This is a genomic window from Thermoplasmata archaeon, from assembly GCA_038729465.1.
Lineage (GTDB): Archaea > Thermoplasmatota > Thermoplasmata > Thermoplasmatales > ARK-15 > JAVRLB01.
This window is the reverse complement of sequence record JAVYRZ010000018.1, coordinates 1-22,740: the sequence shown is the minus strand read 5'-3', so window position 1 is coordinate 22,740 and position 22,740 is coordinate 1. Positions and strand designations below refer to the sequence as shown.

At 36.3% G+C, this 22,740-nt stretch carries 26 protein-coding genes, 1 tRNA gene and 1 riboswitch; of the genes, 14 read left to right on the top strand and 13 right to left on the bottom strand.

Annotated features, from left to right (window positions below; translation table 11 throughout):
* Positions 1-660 precede the first annotated feature (660 nt).
* Together QXQ25_05395 and QXQ25_05390 are read right to left on the bottom strand one after the other, a co-directional pair.
* Positions 661-819, bottom strand: a tRNA-Trp gene (locus QXQ25_05395).
* A 186-nt stretch (positions 820-1,005) separates the two neighbouring features.
* Positions 1,006-2,067: an NADH:flavin oxidoreductase/NADH oxidase gene (locus QXQ25_05390; protein ID MEM0161137.1), complete on the bottom strand. Its 1,062-nt coding sequence runs from the start codon at positions 2,065-2,067 to the stop codon at positions 1,006-1,008.
* A 312-nt stretch (positions 2,068-2,379) separates the two neighbouring features.
* Here QXQ25_05390 and QXQ25_05385 point away from each other — a divergent pair, with 312 nt between their 5' ends.
* From QXQ25_05385 to QXQ25_05355, 7 genes are read left to right on the top strand one after another with little or no spacing between them, the layout of a single operon-like run.
* Complete coding sequence (locus QXQ25_05385; protein MEM0161136.1) at positions 2,380-2,793, top strand: DsrE/DsrF/DrsH-like family protein; 414 nt, start codon at positions 2,380-2,382, stop codon at positions 2,791-2,793.
* 14 nt (positions 2,794-2,807) lie between these two features.
* Positions 2,808-3,068 (top strand): sulfurtransferase TusA family protein, encoded by a 261-nt coding sequence (locus QXQ25_05380; protein ID MEM0161135.1) that lies wholly within the window; start codon positions 2,808-2,810, stop codon positions 3,066-3,068.
* Between the two features lie 3 nt (positions 3,069-3,071).
* A complete protein-coding gene (locus tag QXQ25_05375) occupies positions 3,072-3,467 on the top strand; it encodes a hydrogenase iron-sulfur subunit (protein MEM0161134.1) in 396 nt (131 codons plus the stop codon).
* 18 nt (positions 3,468-3,485) lie between these two features.
* Positions 3,486-4,793, top strand: a complete 1,308-nt coding sequence (locus QXQ25_05370; protein ID MEM0161133.1) for a CoB--CoM heterodisulfide reductase iron-sulfur subunit A family protein — start codon at positions 3,486-3,488, stop codon at positions 4,791-4,793.
* The gene (locus QXQ25_05365; GenBank protein ID MEM0161132.1) at positions 4,783-6,744 is read left to right on the top strand and encodes a CoB--CoM heterodisulfide reductase iron-sulfur subunit A family protein; all 1,962 of its coding nucleotides are present in this window, start codon (positions 4,783-4,785) and stop codon (positions 6,742-6,744) included. The genes QXQ25_05370 and QXQ25_05365 overlap by 11 nt, the downstream gene beginning before the upstream one ends.
* Positions 6,744-7,028, top strand: coding sequence for an ArsR family transcriptional regulator (locus QXQ25_05360; GenBank protein MEM0161131.1), 285 nt, complete (start codon positions 6,744-6,746; stop codon positions 7,026-7,028). The genes QXQ25_05365 and QXQ25_05360 overlap by 1 nt, the downstream gene beginning before the upstream one ends.
* Positions 7,029-8,147: a 4Fe-4S dicluster domain-containing protein gene (locus QXQ25_05355; GenBank protein MEM0161130.1), complete on the top strand. Its 1,119-nt coding sequence runs from the start codon at positions 7,029-7,031 to the stop codon at positions 8,145-8,147.
* 312 nt (positions 8,148-8,459) lie between these two features.
* Here QXQ25_05355 and QXQ25_05350 read toward each other — a convergent pair whose 3' ends face one another.
* Positions 8,460-9,017 carry an isochorismatase family cysteine hydrolase gene (locus QXQ25_05350; GenBank protein MEM0161129.1) on the bottom strand — a complete coding sequence of 186 codons (558 nt, stop codon included), beginning with the start codon at positions 9,015-9,017 and terminating at the stop codon, positions 8,460-8,462.
* A gap of 140 nt (positions 9,018-9,157) precedes the next feature.
* Here QXQ25_05350 and QXQ25_05345 point away from each other — a divergent pair, with 140 nt between their 5' ends.
* Positions 9,158-9,880, top strand: a complete 723-nt coding sequence (locus QXQ25_05345) for a hypothetical protein (protein MEM0161128.1) — start codon at positions 9,158-9,160, stop codon at positions 9,878-9,880.
* Between the two features lie 132 nt (positions 9,881-10,012).
* On the opposite strand, the gene QXQ25_05340 is transcribed toward QXQ25_05345, so the two are convergent.
* Entirely contained in the window at positions 10,013-10,801 is a 789-nt protein-coding gene (locus tag QXQ25_05340) for an SDR family oxidoreductase (GenBank protein ID MEM0161127.1), read from the bottom strand.
* A gap of 135 nt (positions 10,802-10,936) precedes the next feature.
* Between QXQ25_05340 and QXQ25_05335 the strand changes: the two genes are divergently transcribed.
* Positions 10,937-11,386, top strand: coding sequence for a YbaK/EbsC family protein (locus QXQ25_05335; GenBank protein ID MEM0161126.1), 450 nt, complete (start codon positions 10,937-10,939; stop codon positions 11,384-11,386).
* Between the two features lie 23 nt (positions 11,387-11,409).
* Positions 11,410-12,708 carry a cobyrinate a,c-diamide synthase gene (locus QXQ25_05330; GenBank protein ID MEM0161125.1) on the top strand — a complete coding sequence of 433 codons (1,299 nt, stop codon included), beginning with the start codon at positions 11,410-11,412 and terminating at the stop codon, positions 12,706-12,708.
* A 3-nt stretch (positions 12,709-12,711) separates the two neighbouring features.
* Here QXQ25_05330 and QXQ25_05325 read toward each other — a convergent pair whose 3' ends face one another.
* Genes QXQ25_05325 through QXQ25_05310 form a run of 4 tightly spaced genes read right to left on the bottom strand, consistent with a single transcriptional unit; the run spans position 12,712 to position 15,626 of the window.
* Positions 12,712-13,494, bottom strand: a complete 783-nt coding sequence (locus tag QXQ25_05325) for an extradiol dioxygenase (GenBank protein MEM0161124.1) — start codon at positions 13,492-13,494, stop codon at positions 12,712-12,714.
* Positions 13,495-13,531: 37 nt separating this feature from the next.
* Positions 13,532-14,131, bottom strand: a complete 600-nt coding sequence (locus QXQ25_05320; protein ID MEM0161123.1) for a class I SAM-dependent methyltransferase — start codon at positions 14,129-14,131, stop codon at positions 13,532-13,534.
* Between the two features lie 20 nt (positions 14,132-14,151).
* Positions 14,152-15,414 (bottom strand): acyl-CoA dehydrogenase family protein, encoded by a 1,263-nt coding sequence (locus QXQ25_05315; protein MEM0161122.1) that lies wholly within the window; start codon positions 15,412-15,414, stop codon positions 14,152-14,154.
* 2 nt (positions 15,415-15,416) lie between these two features.
* Positions 15,417-15,626, bottom strand: a complete 210-nt coding sequence (locus QXQ25_05310; GenBank protein MEM0161121.1) for a hypothetical protein — start codon at positions 15,624-15,626, stop codon at positions 15,417-15,419.
* A 106-nt stretch (positions 15,627-15,732) separates the two neighbouring features.
* Here QXQ25_05310 and QXQ25_05305 point away from each other — a divergent pair, with 106 nt between their 5' ends.
* A complete protein-coding gene (locus QXQ25_05305) occupies positions 15,733-16,227 on the top strand; it encodes a pyridoxamine 5'-phosphate oxidase family protein (protein MEM0161120.1) in 495 nt (164 codons plus the stop codon).
* 19 nt (positions 16,228-16,246) lie between these two features.
* Here QXQ25_05305 and QXQ25_05300 read toward each other — a convergent pair whose 3' ends face one another.
* From QXQ25_05300 to QXQ25_05280, 5 genes are all read right to left on the bottom strand, one after another.
* Entirely contained in the window at positions 16,247-16,519 is a 273-nt protein-coding gene (locus tag QXQ25_05300) for an HU family DNA-binding protein (protein MEM0161119.1), read from the bottom strand.
* A gap of 184 nt (positions 16,520-16,703) precedes the next feature.
* The gene (locus tag QXQ25_05295) at positions 16,704-17,066 is read right to left on the bottom strand and encodes a hypothetical protein (GenBank protein MEM0161118.1); all 363 of its coding nucleotides are present in this window, start codon (positions 17,064-17,066) and stop codon (positions 16,704-16,706) included.
* Entirely contained in the window at positions 17,056-17,379 is a 324-nt protein-coding gene (locus QXQ25_05290) for a hypothetical protein (protein MEM0161117.1), read from the bottom strand. Before QXQ25_05290 ends, QXQ25_05295 begins: the two co-directional genes overlap by 11 nt.
* 13 nt (positions 17,380-17,392) lie before the next feature.
* A riboswitch (Fluoride riboswitch) is annotated at positions 17,393-17,453 on the bottom strand.
* A 51-nt stretch (positions 17,454-17,504) separates the two neighbouring features.
* Positions 17,505-18,029, bottom strand: coding sequence for a hypothetical protein (locus tag QXQ25_05285; GenBank protein MEM0161116.1), 525 nt, complete (start codon positions 18,027-18,029; stop codon positions 17,505-17,507).
* A gap of 84 nt (positions 18,030-18,113) precedes the next feature.
* Positions 18,114-18,596: a hypothetical protein gene (locus QXQ25_05280; GenBank protein MEM0161115.1), complete on the bottom strand. Its 483-nt coding sequence runs from the start codon at positions 18,594-18,596 to the stop codon at positions 18,114-18,116.
* A 219-nt stretch (positions 18,597-18,815) separates the two neighbouring features.
* Between QXQ25_05280 and hutU the strand changes: the two genes are divergently transcribed.
* From hutU to QXQ25_05265, 3 genes are all read left to right on the top strand, one after another.
* Positions 18,816-20,471 carry a urocanate hydratase gene (gene hutU / locus QXQ25_05275; GenBank protein MEM0161114.1) on the top strand — a complete coding sequence of 552 codons (1,656 nt, stop codon included), beginning with the start codon at positions 18,816-18,818 and terminating at the stop codon, positions 20,469-20,471.
* A gap of 37 nt (positions 20,472-20,508) precedes the next feature.
* The gene (locus QXQ25_05270; GenBank protein ID MEM0161113.1) at positions 20,509-21,159 is read left to right on the top strand and encodes an HAD-IA family hydrolase; all 651 of its coding nucleotides are present in this window, start codon (positions 20,509-20,511) and stop codon (positions 21,157-21,159) included.
* 87 nt (positions 21,160-21,246) lie between these two features.
* The gene (locus tag QXQ25_05265) at positions 21,247-22,218 is read left to right on the top strand and encodes an aromatic ring-hydroxylating dioxygenase subunit alpha (protein MEM0161112.1); all 972 of its coding nucleotides are present in this window, start codon (positions 21,247-21,249) and stop codon (positions 22,216-22,218) included.
* Positions 22,219-22,740: the final 522 nt, after the last annotated feature.

Here is a 22,740-nt window from a genome sequence, read left to right as displayed (position 1 = left end):
AATACAATCTTGCACGCCTCTGCTTAATTTTTGATTAGTAGTATTATACATATATTAGGGTTATACTAATTTATTATTTAAACATTGCTTTTGGAGAGCCTGAATTAGTAACAGAACCTCATAGACCTACCATATTGGATAATTCAGGAAAAGATAATAAATGGATTTGGGTATCGTTTGGGCCAGAAAAGCATTTAGCAATGAACGATTCCTACAAAGGGTGCACCGATATGTGTAGACAAACTGCAGAAAGAGAGAAAAATAGGAATGTAGCGTTGTCTTTATTTGTTTTAGATCTTTTAAAAACTTATATTGACATATACTGATATAAAATTGATGCGATGGTATTATTCACAATCAAAAAGGGAAGAATAGACCAGCGCGATGTTAAGAAAAGATATCAAAGAATCAGGAAAAGTCGCAAACATATCTAAATTAGATATGCATGCACTATTATGTATCAAGTTTAATCAACAATGGATATGCGCATGGTTCAAATTCTGATGGGACATACATCCATTTCTTCAACAGAGATCTATACTTATGTCTCGCAAAAAGTGGTTGGAGAACTCTCAAAAAAGGTGATAAACAACCTTTTTTCGGGATGGTGAGAATTTGAACCTAAAGGTTCGAATTCATGTGGAGCACCACCCAACATAGTGGGAGCACTGGGATTTGAACCCAGATCCGCGGGTCTCTCCTCGGGTCATTGCTCCAGTTAATCATCATCTTGCGCGCGTTTCAATCAGTAGACCCACGAAAGGTCAAATCATACCCATAACTGGAGCCCGCTAGGATACCTAATTACCCCATGCTCCCAATCACTTTTTGTTAGCTCGTTTTTGACGCATCAATCTTCTCATCTTTTTCTTTCGCCATTTCCATCGCATATTATGTCTTTTTTTCCAAACTCTTGAACTCCTTTTCATTATTACACCTTTAAATCGGGTTAGGATAAATTAATTGGTGTTTATAATCCTTTCTTTTTTAATCGAAGCATATGTATCAGCGTTTTGCTCTCTGGTACTGTAAAGGCCATCTGATATCCTCTTTCAGTGTTTTTGCAGCATGCAATGGCCAGTATGGATCTCTTAACAATTCTCTTCCCATCGCTATTATGTCCGCTTCTCCGCGCTCTAATATCTGTTCTGCCTGAACAGGATCGTATATTATTCCCACAGCAGCAGTTTTCATGCCTGTTTTTTTGATCTCTCTTGAAAAAGGAACCTGATAAGATGGTTTTGCTGGGATATATATATTCGGCAAAATGCCTCCTGTGGATACATCTATAACATCAACATTGTGCTCTTTCAATATTTTTGCAAGTTTAAGAGACTCTGAAAGAGTCCAGCCCTTAGATCCAATCCAGTCTGTGGCAGATAACCTGACAAATAGTGGCAAGTTATCTGGCCATTTTTTACGTATGTGATCTACAACTTCAATCAAGAATCGAATTCTGTTTTCGAAAGAGCCACCATATTTGTCAGTCCTATGGTTTGAAACAGGTGACAAAAACTGATGGGCAAGATATCCATGTGCAGCATGGATTTCAATAATCTCAAAGCCTGCCTTATATGCTTTATAGGCTGCATTGGCAAAACTATTTTCAATTTTCTCAATCTCCTTTGGAGAAAGCTCGGTTGGAACTGGTGAGGATTCTGAAAAAGCAATAGCACTTGGCGCCACCGGAATCCATCCACCATCGGCTGGAAATATGGGATCTTCATTGTCCCAGGGTGCTTTGGTACTTGCCTTTCTTCCTGCGTGGGCAAGCTGTATGCCTGGGACAGAACCATTTGATTTTATAAAACTGGTGATATCTTTATACATTTCCAGATCTTCAATATAAAGTCCGAGATCATAGGGCGTGATTCTTCCTTCAGGCTCAACAGCCGTTGCTTCAACCATTATTATCCCTACTTTTCCTACAGCTCTGGAGCCATAGTTGACCAGGTGCCATGTATTTGGCTTACCATCTGATGCGCAATACTGACACATGGGAGACATCATTATTCTGTTCATAGATTTAATGGATCGTAGTGTAAGAGGCTCAAATATATTTTTCATGATTTAATTAAATAAGAACAGTCTTTTATATTTTCCTATTTCTCACCATACTTAACCTATTCCAAAGTAATCTTAAAATGTCAGTTTTATGAATGAGAAAAATAGAAACACAGCCTGGTTTTCAGATCAAAATCACTTAAGAAAATCTGTACACTAATTATATAGTTATCAATAACTATTCTTTAAATAATATGTCTATTAAAATAGAAGTTAGTTTTTATTTTATATTTTTCGTATAAAATATATATTAAACGTCAATAAATTACGAAATATTTATATCCATAGTTGTATTAAAGATATATGGTGGTAGATATGGTTAAAAAGATGGCAATAACAGTTTTTAGTGGTGCTGTCGATCGCTTAACTGGTCTCTCTGTTCTTGCAGGGGGAGCTGCTGCCTCAGATATTGAAGTGGATATTTTTCTCCAACTATGGGGCGTTTATGCAATGCGCAAGGATGTTATCGAGAAAAATATGGAATTTAGTGAATTTGAAAATCTCAAGCCCAAAGTTGTTGAAGGGCTGACAAGAATAAAAGCTCCGTCATGGATTGACATGCTTCGAGAAGCAAAGAAAGCTGGAACTGTAAGAATTTATGCTTGCTCTCTGGCATTGCAGATATGGGGCATAACAAAAAATGATCTTGTAGATGTAGTCGATGATGTGATGGGTGCTGCCGAGTTTCTAGATCTATCCACAAAAGCGAATATTACTTACTTTATTTAAAAGAGGTATTGATTATGACACTCTCCGATAGTGAATTGGTTAGTTTGAAATCTACTAAAATTATTGATGCACGAGGAACTGCTTGTCCGGGCCCGCTTCTGGCAGCCAAAAAAGCGATGAGCGAAGTGCCTATCAACGGGATCCTTGAAGTTTGGTCTTCTGATCCAGGCACGAACAGAGATCTGCCATTCTGGGCTAATAAGATGGGACATGAATATCTTGGTACGCTGATTGAACCTGGATATTGGAAGATTTTCGTCAAGAAGAAAAAGTAGAGTATGGAAAAAAACAAACTTGAGCCAAAGATACTGGTATTTTCGACGAATACCATTTCAGATCCAGGCATAGATCTTGCCGGAATGCTAAAATTACATTACCCTTCGACAGTGTATATAATAAATGTACCTTGTTCCAGCATTATCAAGCCAAAATGGATACTTCATGCTTTGCAATGTGGTTTTGATGGAGTATTTATTGCAGCAGACGGAACAGATTGTCCTTGTCTTTCTGACTGTACAGAGAGAACTTCAAAAAACGTTGAAAATGCTCAGAAATTGATGATTGCCAATGGCATTGACCCAGCGCGAGTAAAAATGGCCGCAATATGTTCAGTTTGCTCTGAAGCGTTCGTTAACCATATTAAATATTTTTATGGTGCACTAAAAAATATGTAAAATCAAGTGGTGTGGAATATGAACAGTATGGATGAGTATGATGTTTTGATAATTGGAGCTGGCATCGCTGGAATGGAAGCGGCCGTGAATATGGGAGATATGGGGTTCAGAGTGCTTCTTGTTGAAAAGAGTCCGAGCATAGGCGGGACAATGATATTATTAAGCAAGGTATTTCCTACACTCGATTGTTCGTCTTGTATATGCACTCCAAAGATGGCAGCAGTTTTGCATCATGACAAGATAAAGACGATGACATTTACCGAAATCGAAGAAATAAAGAAAGAAAATGATAGTTTCGCGGTAAAGATAGTAAAGAAACCAAGATACGTCATAGAAGACAAATGCACTGGCTGCGACCAATGCGAGCTAAATTGCCCGGTGATTGTGCCTGACGAATATAACTTTGGCATGGTTGGGAGAAAGGCAGCATACATACCGTTTTCAAACGCAGCGCCGAGAATCGCGCTGATAAATATTGATAATTGTATTCTCTGTGGAATGTGTGAAAGAATTTGCCCTGCAAACGCTATAGATTTCTCGCAAAAAGAAGTAGAAAGCACAGTTAAAGTCAAGAGCATAATCATAGCTACAGGCTTTAACCTGTTTCCTGCCGAAAAAATCCCGAATTTCGGTTTTGGTAAATTTAAAAATGTAATTAACGCCATGCAAATGGAGAGGTTGCTCGCGCCTACCAGACCTTTCAATACCGTGCTCAGGCCCTCAGATGGCAAAATACCTTCTAAGATAGCATACATACTCTGTGCAGGATCTAGAGACAAGACCCTGGGAAATCCGATTTGTTCACAAGTATGCTGTATGTATTCTATAAAGCAAGCACAACTGCTTTCAGGAGCATTGCCGCTGGTTGATATATCAATATTCTACATCGATATTCGCGCGTTTGGCAAGGGCTTTGAAGAGTTTTACCAGCAGTCCAAAGATATGGGAATAAGGTTTGTAAAAGGCAAGATTTCAAAGATAGAAGAAAAAAATGATGGAAATGTATTGTTAAAATACGAAAACATAGAAAACTCTGGCAAACTTACAGAAGAAGAATTTGATATGGCAGTGCTGTCAGTAGGTCTTCTTCCATCTCAAGAGCTCCTGCCAAAGCTCAACAACTTGAAATTAGAACAGGATGAGGCACTGTTCATTCGATCTACTGGCATGTTATCGCCAGCGCAAACGAGTATACCCGGAATTTTTGTGGCAGGAACTGCTTTTGGGCCCAAGGATATACCAGATAGCGTAAATTCTTCTGGAGACTCTTCTGCTGAAGCAGCTGCATATATAAAGTGCCATGGGGGTAACATAAATGGTAAATGAGAAAATTGGAGTTTATATATGTTACTGTGGCGGTAATATTTCAGATTATGTAAATGTAGAAACTGTGAAAAAGCAAGTTGAGAACATTCCTGGCGTTGCACTGGCAAAAACAATGATGTTTACCTGCTCTGATTCTTCACAGGAAGAGATCATAAACGACATAAAAGAAAAGGGCCTTGACGCGATTGTAGTAGCATCATGCTCGCCAAAGCTGCATCAGCATACTTTCAGAAAAGTTGCTGAAAGAGCAGGATTAAATCCATACAAATATGTGCAGGCAAATATCAGAGAGCAGGTTTCATGGGCACATTCTGACAATCCGAAAGGTGCAACGGAGAAAGCAATAGGAGTGGTCAAAGGAGCAATTAGCAGGGCCAGGTTAGCCATTGACCTACAACCTATAGAAATAGAGAGCTACGCGTCAGTGATCATAATTGGAGGAGGAGTAAGTGGTTTAACAGCAGCACTGCAATTTTCGAAACTTGGCATCAACGTTTATCTGATTGAAAATTCACCATTCATCGGTGGCAGAATAGTACAATGGAGCCAGCTCTATCCAGCAGGTGAAAAAGGCAAAGAGGTGCTTTCAAATATTGTAAGCGAGATAAAAAAACGAGAAAACATCACTTTATTTACCAATGCTGAGCTTATAGAAAAATCGGGATGTGTGGGAAACTTTACTGTAAAGATCAAACTTTCTCCGAGATTTGTGTTAAAAAATTCCGATCATTTTGCAGAGGCAATAGAGAAGTGTCCCATCGATTATCCTGACGACTTTAATTTTGGGCTGACTCGAAAGAAAGCTATTTACAGTGCACCTGAAGGCGCATACCCAACCCTTCCAGTCATAGATGCTAAAATATGCACCAAATGTGGTGAATGTGTAAAGATATGTGGCGATGCCATAAACCTTGAGCAGAAAGAAGAGATAATAACTTTAAAAGCAGGAGCAATACTTGTCACTACAGGTTTTGATCCATACACTCCTAATAATGGAGAGTTCGGATACGGATCCAGTAAATACGTAATAACTCTTCCGCAGCTTGAAAGAATACTGGCTATGAGCGAACAGCAAAAAGATCTTGTTTTTGAAAATAAAAAAATTGATAATATAGCATTTATCTATTGTGTAGGCAGCAGGCAGAAAAAAGAGGAAGGAAAAAAAGTAAATGAATACTGTTCCAGATACTGTTGCACTTCAGCAATATTCACATCGTTAGAGCTACTAAAAAAGCACTCTTCTTTAAAAATATACCATCTTTTCAGAGATATAAGAACCTATGGAAAAAATGAGCTATTCTATGATGAAGCATCAAGAAAAGGAGTTATTTTCATAAAATACGATGAAAACGATCCGCCTAAAGTAACTTCGAAAAAAGAATATTTGCTGGTTTCTGTCAATGATATACTTACAGACAATGAACTACTAGAGATACCAGCGGACTTGGTAGTGTTGGTCACAGGCATGGTAACCAGGGATCAAGACGGTCTCTCTAGAGTTCTGAAAATACCGAGCGGTAGAGATGGGTTCTATAACGAGATACACCCAAAACTGAAACCTGTAGAGACTGTAATAGGAGGCATATACATTGCGGGAACTGCTCAGGGCCCAAAAAACGTGCAAGAATCTGTAGCATCAGCATTATCCGCAGTGTCCAAGGCCTCTTCACTGCTCATGAAAGGAAAGGTTGAATTAGAGCCCAACATTGCAAGCGTTGACGACAATCTTTGTGTTTGGTGCAACAAATGTTTAGAAGTTTGCCCTTACGAGGCAATATCCAAGATATCTAACGGAGAAAAGGAAATTGCATATATTTTACGGGGCCTTTGCAAAGGCTGCGGCGCATGTGTACCAGTATGCCCAAATGATGCTATACAGGTGCTGGGATATACTGATGAAGAGATCTTAGAATCGATCAGTAGTATGGCGAGCAAGGTTGGTGATGACTGATGAACAACAAAAAAACTTTGACTGTTGAGTGGCTCAAGAAAAATAGAACTGTGCCGAAAGAGATTCTAGAGAAGATTAAAGAAGACAACAAAATCAAAGCAATGATATTAAATGCAATGAAAGATGGGCCAAAGACAATACCAGAGCTCTCTAAAATAACTGGATTAGCAGCATCGACAGTTACATGGTGGCTAATGACCCTCAGAAAGTATGGAACGGTTATAGAGACAGGAGAGATTGAGTCTGATTCTTTTTATAAATATAAGATAAAGGAGGCGAAATGAATGGTAACTGTAAAACCAAAACTTCTTGCTGAGATCAAGGAGTTGGGTGCATTTGACGTGTCTGCCTGTTATAGTTGTGGTACATGTACTGCCCTTTGTCCACTTTCTGAAGAAAACCATGAATTTCCAAGGAAACTGATAAGATATGCAATGGTCGGAGACGAGAAAAAGATACTGATGAGCACTGAACCCTGGCTCTGCTATTATTGTGGTGAATGCACACGAACATGCCCGAGAGGAGCAGACCCTGCAGGTTTTATGATGGCACTGAGAAGGTACCTTACCACTAAATATGATTTTTCAGGATTCTCGAAATTATTTTACAGATCGAAAAAAATCGAGATTTTGGCAGGAAGTCTTCTTTTCTTTTTAACAGTGTTAATCGTTTATCTATTTCACGGCCCGATCGTGCTCAGCTCGGTAGATTTAGATTCTTTTGCGCCTCTTCATATCGTGGAATTGGGTGATATCATAGTTATAATATTGCTCTCAAGCCTTTTATTGACTAACATATACCGGATGTTCAGGTTTACGGTCATGTGGTCAAAAAAGAGCAAGATTCCAGTTTCTACATACTTCAAAGAGCTTTTTAAAACACTGCCTCTACACTTTTTCACACAAAAAAGAACACTGAAATGTGAAAACGGCAGAATAGACTGGATAATGCATATATTGATCGTCTACGGCTATGCAACACTATTCTTGCTGGGAGTATTTCTGCTGGATTTATGGCAGACAAACACACTCTATCCAATTTACAATCCTGTCAGGCTCGCCAGTTACATTGCCGCAGCAGCGCTGATGATAGGTGCCGGATATGGAATATATGGAAGGGTCAAGAAAAATAGTACTATGAGACAGTATTCTCATTCTACAGACTGGTACTTTCTAACGCTTCTGTATCTTGTAGTGATCACGGGCATTGCTGTAACAATATTCAAATACATGGACTATCCGATGGAAACTTATGTTATATATACAATTCATTTCGGTTTTGTAGTGCCGCTGCTGATCCTTGAGGTGCCTTTTGCTAAATGGTCTCATCTAGCTTACAGACCTTTTGCAATATATTTTACAAGGCTGAAAGATGCGGTTGCTAAAAAAGCAAGCATATCCTGAAAATTTTTTTCTTTTTTATTGTGATTTCAGAACTTTTTAAATATTTTTTCTATGAGCTGAAATAATACTATTTTCTCTGAGTTCTGTTTTTTTTTGAAAAAATCATTAATGGCTTAAATCGAAATTTTAAGGGGAAGAGAAAGCGGGTATATATACACATGATACTATATAGGAAATGAATTTTTAAAGCAACAATAATTATGCATTTCAGGATATTTTTGCGATCTTTCCAGATCTGGCATAGTGTTTGTATTACTTATCTTGCCATTAGACTGATAAAGATTATTACAGAAACAAAAAAAACAGTTTTTTTTAAAAATTTTTTGTTTGATTAGCTCCATTTTTTAATAGTTTAATAGCTCTGGAAGTTGTTAATATATCTACTTCTGGCCTTGTCATTTTTATGTCTTTAAACGTAAATTTGTCAGTAGCTTCTGAATCTGATACGCACGCATCTTTTATCAGCACAATTTTGAAGTCACGATCATATGCATCAGACACAGCACTTCTCACGCATAGATTTGTCATTATTCCGCAGATGAACAGCTCTGTTATATGATTTTGTCTCAGATGTTCTTCCAGATCAGTTTTGAAAAAAGGACTGATCCTGTTTTTGATGATAACCTTTTCTTTATTTAAAGGTTTTAAATATTCGATAATCTTGACATTTTTCGAGCCTGGCACAAACGAAGTTTTTGAGTCTGGAGTTATGTGTTTTGTGAATATCACCATCAAATCTTTTTCTCTGAATGCATCAAGCAATCTTCTGGCATTTTTCAAGCGATCAGAAAAATCGCCAAGATAGTACTTAGAGTCCCTATTTTGCCACTCTTCTTCAAAATCTATTAGCAGAAGACATTTATCGTTCATTGATTGTACTATATAGTTCTGATATTTAATGTTTATATTATTTTATCTAAATGTTAGGATCATAATAGAGTTGCTAAAATTACAATATTTTTAGATTTAGCTCACAAAAAATAAATATGTAAGTATTTTAATACTCTCTCGTGCAAAAAATTATACTAGAAAAACAGGATGTTCATGGAACTTGGAAAATCAAAGAGAGCAAAAAGTACAAAATATTGGAATTTGAAAAGTCCACATATTCTATCATAAATAAAAAAGGTATATTCGCATATGGCTACTGGGATTTTTTTTTACCTTTAGCAGAGTTTTATGATAAACCATCAGTATTGATAATAGGGCTTGGTGGAGGAACACTGGTTTATCAAATAAGAAGTATAGTAAAAGATAATGCTGATATCGATATTGTAGAAATAAGCAGTGTAGATATTGAAATTTCTAAATTATATCTTCCACAGTTAGCAAATGAAAAGATTTACCATGAAAATGGCATTGATTTTGTAAGCAAATGTGATAAAAAGTATGATTTAGTTATTCTTGATGCATATCTGTTTTCTGATATACCTCCCGAGTTTTTAGAATCGGATTTTGTAAAAAATGTCTCAAAATTAACCAAAGAAAATGCAATATTTGCAATAAATTACGCACTAACTTTTTCAGGCGTAACACATTTTAAAGATTTTGTTAAAACATTAAAAGAGGTTTTTTCAGTATATTTAGTAAACGCTTATTTTACAGATCTGAATTCTATTATAATCTGCGTAAAAAATATTGAAAAAGAGAAAATAATAGAAAAATTAGAAAAATCAAACATAAAATATCCTTGGACAGTAAGATATAGATATAAAAATATAAAAGTTTTATAAAGAGTGGAAATTTTAAAAGCGAATAACAACATATCCCGAAAAATCAATCTTAATATATATGCATCTGGCACATGATAAAGCATAAAAATGGATCTACACAGCAATCATAACCTGAGTTTGCAAAGATTGTTATTATATGATCTTTCTTTTGCGTATTGGAGACAACAGAAATCTTATAACTATTTTTCTGTATGTTAACCATGCAATTCTCTTATTATTTTTCTTATTTGCAAGAATCCTCGACACGAAAAAACGAGATACAGTCTCTGGTCTATCTCCTAAAATGTTGAATATCTTTACAAATCTTGGATCTTTCAATGAACTTGCAGCACCACCATCCGGGCGCTTTAATACAAAGTCCGTCGCCATCATGCTTGGCCATAATCTGCCTGCTTGTACTTTAGATCCTGCAAGCTCTTTAGCCAGCCCTTTTGTGAAATATGTGAGAGCATGTTTTGAGGTACCGTACAAAACCATCTTTGTTGCAATCATGTTATTTGAGCCATAACCTTCCATGTTCCATATTTGTCCGTGCCCTTGCTCTAACATATTTTTTGCAGCCACCTGCGACCCAAAGATCATGCCTTTGATGTTTGTATCAATAATATCATCCACGTAATTGAATGAGGTTTTATACACAAGTTCAGTAGGACTAATGATGCCGGCATTGTTGATCCAGATGTCAACACTTCCCCACTGTTTATACGATTTAGACCATAGATTCTCAATTTCCTTTTCTGACCTGACATCACATGCTACAAACAGTATTTTGTTCTTGTACTCTTCTTTCAAGTACCCTAATTTTTCAAAAGATGATTCACTGTGCCCCGATATTGTAACATTGCAACCCGCCTTCAAAAAATCTAGTGCCATGCAAAATCCCAAACCTCTGGTACTTCCTGTAATAACCACATTTGTCATATTTTTACCTCATCTACACTTAAAACATCAATAGATTATTTAAAATATATCCTGTTTTTGCACTCTATCCTTTCTTATGTGATTGTATTGATTTCAACTAAAATTAAATATTGAAAACGGATAACGTTCAATAATATGTATCATGATGAAAATTTTTTAAGTTTGGTGAAACAGCTTGGCGGAGAGATCATGGATATTGGATCGTCTGTAAAAACAGTAAAAGATGCGGCTTTAAAAACTAAGGTTCCTGAAAATCAAATAATAAAATCCCTGTTATTCATCACACCTTATGAAAATATACTTGTAGTATTGTGTGGCGATTCAAAAGTTAGTATAGAAAAGCTAGCTAGTGTTTTTGGCACAGCTCGGTTAGCAACTGAAAAAGAGGTGAAAGAGATCACGGGATTTGAGACAGGAGCTGTTCCGCCAATCGGAATAAAAATAAGAACTATCATGGACATGGAAGTGCTGGAACAGCGATTTGTGATTGGTGGGGGCGGTGCAGTTAACAGGCTATTGAAAATAGAGCCATTGAAAATAAAAGAGTGTCAAAATGCAGAAATTATGGATATAAAAATTAAATAAGCTGCGCGATATTTACATAGATAATGAGAGTTATATGTATAGCTGGCACTCATAGCAGTGCTGGTAAAACATCTGTATCGATGGCACTCGCTTCAAAGTTTAAAGAGATGGGATATACAGTACAACCGTATAAGATAGGTCCGGATTTTATAGATAGTGCATATCTGGAGAAAGTATGTGGAAGAAAATGTATAAATCTGGATCTTTATATGCGGCGAGCACACTTAAAAACCGATTTTTTAAATACAGATGCAGATATAGGAATAATAGAAGGGGTGATGGGACTATATGATGGGGTGTCGGGCAGCTCTGACTGGGGCTCAACAGCTCACATATGCAGGTTGCTTGATATTCCCATATTACTGGTTCTTGACGGTTCTGCATCTTCGAGGAGTATAGCGGCTGAATATTTAGGATTTAGAGAATTTTCAAAAAATACAAACATTGTGGGAACTATAGTAAACCGGATATATGGTGAAAATCATTTAAAAATGCTAAGACAGGCGCTGGGAAAAAGTCTAATAGGATACATTAACAACATTGGCAATTATGCAATTCAAGAGCGCAGACTGGGACTTTTGCCAGTGTTTGAAAATCCTGAATTCAGCATATCGAGATTGGTAGAGGCCTCAGATTTCGACATGAAAAAGATAATCAGGATAATGAAAAATGTCAGCACTAAGTTAAAAACTGTTAAAAATAAGGGTACTATTACCCTAAACATTGCCTATGACAGAGCTTTCAATTTTTATTATGCGCAGAACCTTATCACATTATCAAAATATTTCGAGATCCAGAATTTTTCACCGATCAGCGATACAGAGTACAAACCTACTGCCATATATATAGGCGGTGGTTTTCCAGAGCTTTTTGCAAAAGAGCTTGCAGAAAATCAAGCTATTAAAAAGAGATTGAAAACTGATATGGAAGATGGAATGCCGGCATATGCTGAATGTGGCGGATTAATGTACTTGACCAGATACATTAACCTTGCCTCAAAATATGAGATGATCGGATTGATGGATGCATACATAAACATGGAAAACAAACTAAAGATCGGATATACTAAGATCTCGGTAACAAAGAGCAATATATTGCACTCTGCAGGTGCCAATATAAACGGCCAGGTTTTTCACTATGGCGAAATTTACGGTGCTGAAAATTTGAAAAAAACATACAGTTACAGAATGGTTAGCAAGAATGGGCAAATAGAGGGGGGATATAGTGAATATAACACTCTTGCAGATTTCAATCATATTTTCCTGAGCGATAAAATGGCCAGAAATATGTATGAACTTGCTGTTAAATATTCTAAAAGATGACTGTTACAAAGATGCAAAAGAGGCGATCATCATTCCATAATAGGTGGGACATTGATAATCAACGTATTTTACTATATATCTATTAACATGCAGTATTCCTATCAAGATCAAGATCTGCCAGAAACTGTCAGGTTTTGCATGCTCAATTATTTTTGGATCAAGATCTTTTATAGAATCTATTCTGTTCTGTTCAAATGCAGTCTTTACAAAATCGTCATAAACATTGGCATACTTACTAAACCCATAAGGTCCTGATTTTAAATGAGTATGCGCTTGATCTGCACTGATTATTATACCTACTTTTTTGTCATATTTTTCTGCAACAGCCCCTAATATCGAACCAAACTCAATCAATTGCTCACGAGATAAATCCCGTGCAGGTGTTATTATTACCACTTTCTGGTCTTTGTTCAAAAAATAAAGCGGGATAAACGAGCCCCAGTCTAAGGTAATTTTTGAAGACTCTCCTTCTAAAGCGCCAAAATTAATACCCACAACTGGCAGTTTAGGCTTTGCTGCATTATATATCAAAGTTGCTAACTCTCGATCACAATCATATTTTCTGCGAATTTTTCCAAGATTGCCTGCAGTATGCTCAGTCAATATTATTCCAATATGATCTGATATCCTTATATTATGTGGTGTTACAACAATAAAGACATCTATGTTCTTGCCCAAAACCTCGTTTTTGAGTTTTAGCATCGATTTTTTCAAATGCACAGACGCACTATCTGAACTGTTGATAATTTCCTCGCCATGCGGCACCATTGTTAAATATTCAATCATATCTATTCCTGTATAACTTTTTTACAGTGCAAAAAACCTATTTTTTGAAAATTGCACTTATATACACATCATACTCTTTTATTTCACTTACAGGTACATTTGCATTAAGCGCAATATTATTCAGATCATCTCTGCTCAAAGTGTGAGCTCTTGCCAGCGTGATCGGAAAATAGAGTTTGTCCTTATTAAACTCATAGATCCTAAACTCTCCATGATCTTTCAAATGAGCTAATATATCTGACAAAGCCTTTTCGCGATCTGCCCAATGATGAAATGAGAGAGTGCTGTATGCAAGCTCAAAGTTACCTTCAGGCAAGGCTCTGCTGCTACCTAATTGAAACTTAACGCGATTTTCTACACCCACCTTTCTTGCCAGCTTATTGCCGATATTTACCATGTATTGTGAGGGATCTATACCCACACCTTCAATCTGCTCATTATTTTTTGCTAAGTTTACAAGCACGTATCCAGTTCCAGATCCAATGTCTAGAATTTTCGTTTTTTCACTTTTTGTTATGTCCGATACTATATACTTGTAAAATCTTTTCATTATAGATATTCTATGCGCCACTTTGTACCCATACGAACTTAAGCAGGAAAAGTGCTCTTCTCCTTCTTTGTACAGATTATCTTTCATGATCTCTTTTGTAATTGAACCTATTTATAAACTTTTTCATCTACAAGCTTGAAATCCAGAGCATCAAGTTCTACTTCTCTCTTTGTGCTCCAGTACTCAGGCTTGGAGATCTCTCTGAGATATTCGTGCTGAATAATCATCTTCATTACTTCGCTGCTGCCAGTCCATATTAAACCTAATCTTGAGTCTCGCAAAAGCCGCTCAATCGGATATACAGTCGTGTATCCGATCCCGCCCATTATCTGCATTGCATCGTTTACAACCTTCCACATCATCTCTGTTGAATTTAGCTTTGCCATTGAAACTAGCTTTCTCAAATACGCTTTTTCAATCTTTCCAGCTTCTAACATGTCTGCGGCTTTGCTTGCAGTATAAACTAATGCCGTAGCATTTTCTATGGCAGTCACACTTTCTGCAATCTTGAAATTTATGCCTTCATGCTCTATTATTTTAGAGCCGAATGCCTCTCTCTTCATCGCGTAATTTGTAGCTACCTCTATTGCCGCAGTAGCCACACCTATCGAGCCAGCAGCGGTAGTTAATCGTTCAGGAACCATCATTCTGTTAAATATCTCATATCCTCCATTAAGTTCTCCGATCAAATTATCCTCGGAAATCTCTGCATCTCTGTAAATAATGCGCGCAGTGCCGCCACCTTTGTTGCCTAATAATCCATAGACAGTCTCCACTTTTAATCCCGGTGTGTCCCGATCTACTATGAAGGTGCTTATTCCTTTTGTTATCGGTTTTGCATCAGGATTTGTAATCGCATAAGTTACAAAAAAGTCCGCGCCTTCACCTCCAACAATAAACCTTTTTTGCCCGTTTAATATGTACTTATTTCCTTTTTTATATGCTCTCGTTTTCATCATGCCAAATAGATCCGAGCCTCCTGATGGCTCTGTAATCGCCTCTGCACCGTATCTTGAACCAGACGTAATGCCTCTTAAGTACTTCTCTTTCTGTTCTGCTGTTCCAAACCTGTATATAGGTTCTCCCACGATAGAGCCCAATGAATACATGCAGCTTAATGTAAATCCCAGATACCCAAATTCTTCTATTGCTGCCATCTCTGCGGTCCAACTGCTCTCTCTACCACCATACTGTTTTGGAAACCTTAACCCTGTAATATTCTCTTTCGCTATAAGCTCTATAAACTCTTTGGGAAATTTTACAGTTTCGGATTCTATGTCTCGGATAAGATCATGAGGCACAGACTTTACAACACTTCTAGCCTTGTACTTTATCTCTTTTTCTTCTTTGCTCAAAAGAAAATCTTGCATTTTTAATCACACCTCTTTTTTTTGTAATGTAAAAAACTCAACATTATGTATGAAAATGCCGGATTGTCAAGAATAGATATGCTCTTATAACACTTTTTGTAATCAAAATAATAGGGCTCTAAAAAGCTTAAATTACTTTGAAAAATGCGATCCGACATAAATTCCAGTTTCAAGTAAACATTCATCTTTACTGCGTAAAAACTAACAATCATGATTTATATAAATTTTACGATTATTCTCTTTAGACATTGAAACGCTTTTTAAAGATCTGAAAAAAAGACAAAAAACCTTTATTAACACTGTTACTATAACACAGCTATGCGTTATTCAAAAAATGAAGTAAAAGATAAAAAAGCAATTACCGAGTTTTTAAAAACAGAAAAATTTGGAACTTTAGGACTTGTAGATGATGATAAGCCATATGCTGTGCCTGTGAATTTTTTGTATCTTAATGATAAAATCTATTTTCACAGTGCCAGAGCTGGAAGAAAATGGGATATTATCCATAAAAACGCAAATGCATCTTTTCTGGTAGCTCGATGGAACAACACCATTTCTGCACAAACTGCATGCGACATTAGCACCTCTTATTTCAGTGTTATGTTTGAGGGTACAGTGCGCGTTGTAACAGATGATGCAGAAAAAGAGAATGCGTTTAACGCATTCATAAAAAAATATGCATCAGATGCAGAGCATGTGTCTGCAAAATTGATGGATAATTACAGATCTTCGCTCAATACAGGCATGGCATTATTTGCCATTGATATTAAATCTATGTCTGCAAAGGCCAATCCTCCAACCCAGAAAAATTAAAAAAATATAAAAAATTAATTTATTTCTTGTATTTTATTTTACTGGATGCTCTAAATACAAACTTTTTCTTCTGTGGCACATTAATTATTTTCTTTGTTTTCGGGATTCTTGCCTTTCTCTGACTCTGTATTCTTCTCTCAAATATACCGAACCCCACTAAATTGATCTTTTCTCCTTTATTTACCTTATCAACAATTGTGCTGATTAATGTGTCTATAACTTTCTTTGCTTCTCTCTGTGTCATGTTTGCTTTCTTTGCAACATCCCTTGCAAGATCATTAACACCTACCATTTTCTAATCACCTCCTTTTTAACTATTTAAATAGTATATTGTTATCTAACTATATAAATATTTTTGTTAATATACCCTAAAACTATGTGTTTCTCATAGATTATAAAATTATAAATTTTTTTATAAAAGTGATAATTTATAAAAAAATAAGAACATATTTATAATATTCAATTGATACATGTTGTTATTTTCGAAAACTAAAAAGATATCTATCTATTATTTCGAGGTAGTCAGTGTTTTCATCAATTTTTGAAATTCCGGATTTTTTCTTTAATTGTGCATTTTCAGCCAGCAAACCGGATAAATTTATGGCTAGAATTTGGTTATCTTTCAATATAGAAAAGTATTCGAATTTTAATCCTGCAATTTCACTTTCTATTTTGACACCCTGATTTTTTATAATTTCCAGCTCGTTTTTTCTAGATTTTAAAATATTGTAAGTTTCTTTTAGCTCTGAAATGGTGATAGTGCAATCTTCAGAGACTAGATTCTCAGATATATCACGAGCACTTAAATTAAACAGTTTAACTAGATTCTCAATGTTCATCTTTTTTCATCTTTATATTTTCAGAGTTTAGAAGTTTTATCTTATGGTCCATAAAAATTGCATCGTTTCTGGCAACTTCAATAAGATTTTTATAATAATCAAGTTCTTTATTCAGCTCATCTAAATGTGCTTTAAACGCCTCTATATTCTCACTGGTGATTTCAAGGTCATGCTCTAACATCTTTTTGATAGTACATAAAATCTGTTTTTCATCAGCATCATCTATTTTATCATGACTAACAGCACTTTTTTTTGTTACTTTGGTTTTTCTAATTACTTTTATTTGAGGCAAAGTCTCTTTAAAATTGGTCATAAGATTCAATCCTCTATGTGTAGGCGTTATCACCAGAACTGGATTTTAAGGCAAACGCCATTGCCTTTGATAATGTTAAATACAGAATAGTATTTAAAAATTCTTGATAAATCTCTTTTTTTATATCATAATTTCTTAAACTCGATATTTCCTACAGTACCAAATATCTTATTAGAGGTTTCGAGATGCTGTATCTTGTTTTGATAATCTATAATCATATCATAGTGCTTTTTTTCCAGCTGCGCTAAACTCTTAAAAAGCCAGTAAAATATCACTAAAGATCCTTTATAGTTATTTCTTACCAACTCTTCATCAGTGTTATCATAGATATCTAAATACGCATGCTCTAATATCTTTTCATCAGCTAACAAGCTCTGAAATATTTCTTCGATAGTCATAGTCTTAAGATCTAGCTTAATCACATACTTTTGATTAGAAGGCGCTTTTAAGCCTTCAAAGTCTTTTATGATATCGTTTAAAAGATCTATATGTTCTAACGAATCTACAGAAAGATAGTTGATCAACTCTAAAAGAAACTTTGGAATTTTAGTGAAGAGATATTCTGTATCTGTAATATTCTTATAATCCCGCTCTATATTATAAGGGATCTCTAAAGCTTTATTTAAAGCTTCAACAGTCTTAATCCTCATCTACATCATCCATTATTCAGTATGCACTTATTTTATTTAAATTTTTTTTAAAAAATTATTCATATATATGAAAAAAAAGTAATTCTATCTGACCGCTTGCTTGTAATTTTTAAAAAAGTCCAGGATCATCGTTTCATGATTTCGCTCATCCAGAAGCAAGCTACGAAATAGCCAGTAGAAAGTAAGCGTGTTGCCAGAGTAGTTTTCTCGAACAAAAGATTCTTCAGTGTTAAGATATATGTCTATATATCTTTCTTCCATGAATTTTTCATAGTAGAGCAGAGATAATACAATCTCATTAATGCTCATATTCTCAAAATCAAAGTTCATGTCAAGCTTTTGTGCTGGTTTTTCAGGCACTTTCAGACCCTTAAATTGAGAGATAATTGCCTCTAAAACCTCTTTATGCTCTGAAGAGCCCAGTGATAGTGAAGTTACCAATAATCTTAAAGATATGTCCATTTTTTGTAAAAATATAGACCATTGTCTCACAAGCTCATAGGTTGATTCTACCCCGTATATCTCGGTTATCTTTTCTTGCAACTCCTCAATAGTCTTTATGCTCATATACATACCCCACAATATGATTATCAGTTTAATATTTAAGGCTTTCTCATACTACATGGTTCTATGAAAGAGGTATGATTAAAAATAATTGGCAATTTTCATCATTTATGATGCACAAAACTAACAGTGCAGATAAAAAAATAACTTTTAATCAGTGCAAAAAATCATATTATGCAAAGTAAAAAAATATTATATATTAAAAGAAGTTTACATACAATCATGATGAGAGAAATACATGCGCCTAGAGGAACCAAGTTGAATACGAAAGGGTGGGGACAAGAGGCAGCGTTGAGATTGCTCATGAATAATCTGGATCCTATGGTTGCGAAAGATCCGGCAAACTTGATAGTTTACGGTGGAAAGGGTAAGGCTGCAAGAAACTGGGAAGCGTTTGACAAGATCATAGAGAACCTTAAATTATTGAATAATGATGAGACTCTGTTAATACAATCTGGAAAGCCGGTAGGTGTGTTCAAGACTACTGAGTCTAGTCCTAGAGTGCTAATAGTAAATGCACAAATTGTGCCTAAATGGGCTACTGATGACATATTCTGGGATCTTGAAAAGCGGGGCCTGACTATGTACGGGCAGATGACTGCAGGATCATGGATATACATAGGTACACAGGGTATATTGCAGGGAACATACGAAACATTGTCAGCATTGGAGCGAAAAGAGTTTAAGACCGATTCGCTGGAAGGAAAATGGATGCTGACTTCCGGGCTTGGAGAGATGGGCGGAGCACAGCCATTGGCAATAACGATGAACGAGGGTGTTGGAATAATAGTAGAAGTAGATAAGGAAAAGATCAGGAGAAGGTTGAGAGATAAATATTTAGACACATATGTAGAGAGTTTGGACGAGGCATTGAAGTTAAAAGACGAAGCATTGGCACAGCATAAGTATGTATCGATTGGGTTACTGGGAAATGCAGCTACAATATATGATGAGCTGGCAAAACGCAAAATAGTGCCGGACGTGGTATCAGACCAGACTGCCGCGCATGACCTGAACATCGGTTATATACCAGAAGGATACGATGTGAACACTGCTGAAAAGTTCAGAAAAGAAGATCCAGAATCGTATAAGAAAGCAGTTTATAAATCGATAGTGAAAGAGGTAAAGGCAATATTATGGTTTCAGAATCATGGTTCAAAGACCTTTGATTACGGTAACAACCTGAGAGGTAGGGCATATGAGGGAGGCTTGAAAAACGCGTTTGACATGCCAGGATACGTGCCAGAATATATAAGAGACTTGTTTGCAATAGGATCTGGACCGTTCAGGTGGCTTGCATTGTCTGGTGAAGAATCGGATATATACAAGATCGATGATGCGATCATCAAGAATTTCAGTGAAGATGAGCATCTGGTAAAATGGATAAAGCTGGCAAAAGAAAGAGTGCATTTTCAGGGATTGCCAGCCAGAATATGCTATGCAAAGTATGGACAGAGAGAAGCAATCGGGCTGATGATCAATGATATGGTGCGGGACGGAACATTAACTGCACCGATCGCAATAGGACGAGATCATCATGATACAGGAAGCGTAGCATCGCCATACCGGGAAACAGAGAAGATGAAGGATGGAAGCGATGCAATAGCAGACTGGCCGATCTTGAACGCGTTATTGAACGCGGTGTCGGGAGCAACATGGGTATCAGTGCACCATGGTGGCGGTACAGGAATAGGAAATGCGATACATGCAGGATTCGTGATCGTGGCAGACGGCACAGACAGCGCTAGAGAGCGCATAAAGAGAGTACTGGATTCAGATCCGGGAATAGGAGTGTTGAGGCATGCAGATGCTGGATATGAAAGCTCTATAAATCTGATCAAGAAAGGTGTGAAATTCAAAGCACCATACTTTAAATGATCTATATTTTTTTACATAATTCAGGAATTTAAAAAACATGGCCAGAACAGTATTGTTTGATGCGGACGGCACATTATTCGATTCTGAAGCTATAAGGTACAAGGCACTTTCTATAGCAGTGAGAGAGATTCTGAACCATCAATTTTTAGAATGGGATGAATACGTAAAAAGATATGTAAATGGATTCAACTCTCTTAAAGAGCTTTTAAAATTAGATGATTATACTTTATCAAAGATCAGGAGTAGAAGGGCAGAGCTTATAAAGAACTTTGTAAAAACAGACCTGAAATTCATGGAAGGAGCGCTAGAGTTAATAAGAGATCTCTATAACCATGGTTTTAGGTTGGAAATTGTCTCTTCGTCAAGAAAAGATGAGATAGATTCATACATAAAAGCATTGAATATAAGCGGTTATTTTGATGGCATGGTAACTTTAGAAGACGTTCTGAAAGTGAAACCGGATCCCGAGCCATACATCAAAGCATTGCAGAAATTTTCTATCAAAAAGGAAGAAAGCATAGTAATTGAAGATACTGAAAGCGGGTTGATTGCGGCTAAGAAAGCAGGCATAAGATGCATTATTGTACCTAACAGCTATACTTATACCTCTAATTTTAAAAATGCTGACTTGATAGTTTCGTCATTGAAAGAACTGAATTCAGAGAAGATCAATGCTCTGTTTCACTAAAAGCTCTAAATAGATCACAAAAAATTTTGAACATCTAAAAATATTAAATATGATAGCGATATTGTTTGTATATTAAGGAGCTAAAACATGATCGAGAATCAATGGTATGTTGTGCTGGATTCAAAAGAAGTCAGAACCGCAAAGATCACGGCAGTTAAGAGGTTTGGAAAAGAGCTGTTGTTCTGGAGAAACAGTGAAAGCAAGGTTTTTTGCATAGAGCGAACCTGTGCGCATAGAGGTGCAGATTTGAGCTTGGGAAAGATTGTAAAAGATCATATACAGTGTCCATTTCATGGCATTGAATATGACGGTTCTGGCAAGGCGGTTTTGATACCTTCAACAGGATCAAAAAGCAGTATACCCACAAATTTCAGGGTCAAAAGCTACCATGTAACTGAAAAAGCCGGATTCATATTTTTATGGTATGGCAAAGAACTGGAACAGTTACCTGACATAAGGGTTCTGGACGGCATAGACAGCTCTTTTAGTTTTTCAGGATTTGAAGACTTCTGGCCGGTACACTATTCGAGAGCGATAGAGAACCAGCTTGATGTCTCACATCTTCCTTTTGTGCATTATAATACGATAGGTCGCGGTAACAGGACGCTGGTAAACGGACCGATTGTTGAATATGAGAACGGCAATATGTATGTATGGGTCAATAATGTTAAAGATATTGGGCAAAAGCCTCTGAAACCTGAAGAATTGAAAAAAGAAGATTGCAGGGGGAAACTGCAGTTTATATTTCCAAATTACTGGCAAAATATCATCACTGATGACTTGAGAGTGGTTGCAGCGTTTGTGCCTGTAGATGATCAGAACACTAAGATCTATATACGGTTCTACCAGCGATTTGTGAAGATACCAGTTCTTAGAAACATTGTCACTGCACTGTCCATTCCTTACAACAAAAAAGTGCTGAACCAAGACAAGAGGGTGGTAGTAACTCAGAAGCCCATAAAAAGCGAGCTGAAGATGAACGAAAACCTGTATCAGGGTGACTTGCCAATCATTATATATCGAAAAGTGAGAGACGAATTAAAAAATTCGCAAAACTGAGAACCTCACTATTTATATAGATCCTTGATTTTATCCTTATTAGGGTAAATAAAAACATTAACAAAATTCTTTTTGAGAAAAAAAGAGTTTTTGATCTTGTCTGAGAAAGAGAAGATCTCAAAATTGAACCTGAGAATAGGTTTAAAAGGGGCAAAAAGGCGCAATGCATATAAAATAATAATTTAATATTTGAAATGCTGCAGGTTTAAAAATACGAAAAAAATAGGAGAATATAAAAATAGCAGTGAAACATAGCTCAGCTCGTGGAGGTTATAATAATTACCTATGCTATCGGTAAGTTTTAGATATATAGACTGCAATGTTCAGGTATGGCAAGTGTTATGGATATAAAAGCCCATAATACGTGAGCAAAAAGAACGAATGCTGAAATTAGTAAAAGATAGCAGGATAATAAAGTGTGAGCATCCACTATCTATAGGTAAATTAACAAAAGGTGCTGCAACTATAATAATGGGGTCGAGGAGGAGACCTATCTATAAGAAAAGGTTATGAAGTCAAAAA